The sequence below is a fragment of the Mycobacterium sp. KBS0706 genome (assembly GCF_005938675.2).
Classification (GTDB): domain Bacteria; phylum Pseudomonadota; class Alphaproteobacteria; order DSM-16000; family Inquilinaceae; genus Inquilinus.
Map to the genome: position 1 here is coordinate 1 of NZ_VCCH02000255.1, position 1,903 is coordinate 1,903.

The 1,903-nt window shown below is 68.3% G+C and carries 1 protein-coding gene; it reads right to left on the reverse strand.

What is annotated here, in order from left to right:
- Window positions 1–35 precede the first annotated feature (35 nt).
- The gene (ltrA, locus tag FFK22_RS41620; RefSeq protein WP_221939296.1) at window positions 36–1,403 is read right to left on the reverse strand and encodes a group II intron reverse transcriptase/maturase; all 1,368 of its coding nucleotides are present in this window, start codon (window positions 1,401–1,403) and stop codon (window positions 36–38) included.
- Between the last annotated feature and the right edge of the window lie 500 nt (window positions 1,404–1,903).

Here is a 1,903-nt window from a genome sequence, read left to right on the forward strand (position 1 = left end):
TCGTGGTCGAGTAGCTCGGCCATTCGGCTTCGCCCTCACAGATCCGGGCGTGCGGCTTTCCCGCACCCGGCTCTTCCCGAGGATGACCCGCATCGAGCTGCACGTGGCGCCCAGGGGCGCGTGATCCGTGGTGTGGGCAGAGGGAAGCGAGCCGTCAGGGCCTCGAGCGCTTCCCAGCCCATGCGCCGGTTCTTCTGGCTGCGCCGTTTGAGACAGGCGAACCAGATCCGCCGCACTTCCTGCCGGAAGGCGCTGAGGGCCGGGTAGTTGTGCGGTCTGCCATAGTAGCCGTAGTGGCCGCGGAGCACGCTGGCGTACCAGCGATGCTGCTCGGCCAGCGGCTTGTGCATCAACCGCCACGCCTCCTGGCGTACCGCCTTCAGCTTGCGCGTCAGGCGTTTGCCCTGCGTCTTGTGCTTCACGATGAACCGACCGTCCCGGGTCCATCCGCAGTAGTGGATGAAGCCAAGGAAGGCGAAGGTCTCGGGCCGGCGCACGCCGCGCTGTCGACGAGTCAGGGCCGGGAGGCGGCCGAACTCGATCAGGCGCGTCTTGTCCTCGTGCAACGACAGGCCGAAGCAGGCCAGCCGTTCCTTGAGGTCGACCAGCATCCGCCGCGCATCCGCCTCGCTCTCGAAGCCCATCACGAAGTCGTCGGCGTAGCGCACGATCGAGACCCGACCGCGCGCCTCGCGCCGACGCCCCCGATGGACCCAGAGGTCGAGGACGTAGTGGAGGAAGATGTTGGCCAAGAGCGGGCTGATGCCCGCTCCTTGCGGCGTCCCTCTGTCCGTCTCGAACCACGTGTCGCTCTCCAGGATGCCGGCCTCGAGCCATTGCCGGACGAGCCGGAGGACTCTCGGATCGGCCACCCTGTGCGCCAACATCCGCAGCAGCCACTCGTGGTCGACCGAGTCGAAGAAGCTGCGGATATCGGCATCGAGCACCCAGCTCACACGCTGGCTCATGAGCGCCGTGTGGAGCGCGTCAAGAGCCCGGTGCGGGTCCCGCCCCGGCCGGAAGCCGTAGGAGAACCCGAGGAAGTCGACCTCGTAGATCGCGCTCAGCACCTCGGCCACCGCACCCTGGACGATCTTGTCCTCCAGGGTCGGCACGCCGAGCGGCCGCTCGCCACCATCGGGCTTGGGGATGTAGACGCGCCGGACCGGTTGCGGCCGGTAGCGCCCGGTGTGGACGCGCTGGCAGAGATCCTGGAGGTTCTCCTCCAGATTCCGCTCGTACGCCGTCACCGTGATCCCATCGACTCCCGCGCTCGCCCGCCGCTTCTGTCGCCGGAACGCCCGTTCGAGCGCCCCTTTGTCGATGTGGTGCAGCAAGGCGGTGAACCGGGTCTGGGCGGCTTGGCGAGCCGCCGCGTTCACCCGTGCCAGGTTGGGCGGCAAGGCAACCCGGCTCTGCGTCCGGACCCCAGCCTCCTGGCGCGGGATCTCCTCGGGCCGGCCCCTTCCCTCGGCGCGTCTCGTCTCCTTCGACGGCGTCATAGGTACTATGGACCGGTCCGACTCCCGACCTCGGCTCGAAGGGCGGCTCCGGCATCGCCTTGCCGCCATCCCCCGCCGGAGACCAATCCGGCGGACCCGGTCGGGCCTCTCATGTTCCGATGAGTGCCTTCCATGCGTGAGGCGGCCTTCGACCCCGGCGAAGCGACATCGTCTCGCATCGCGACGATGCACGTGCTGCCTTCGAGACTGGGAACCCTCTCGGCCTCCGCGACCTTCCACCTTTCGAGGCTCAATCCCGCACCCCACATGGCCCCTGTCTACACTTCGGACCTCGCGTCACCGCGACGCCCGCAAGACTCGGTCCCGGCCTGCCCGCTACGGCGTTGGCCGGATGGGACTCACACCCACAAGCGCTCATCAGCTTGGCATGACGTACTCCC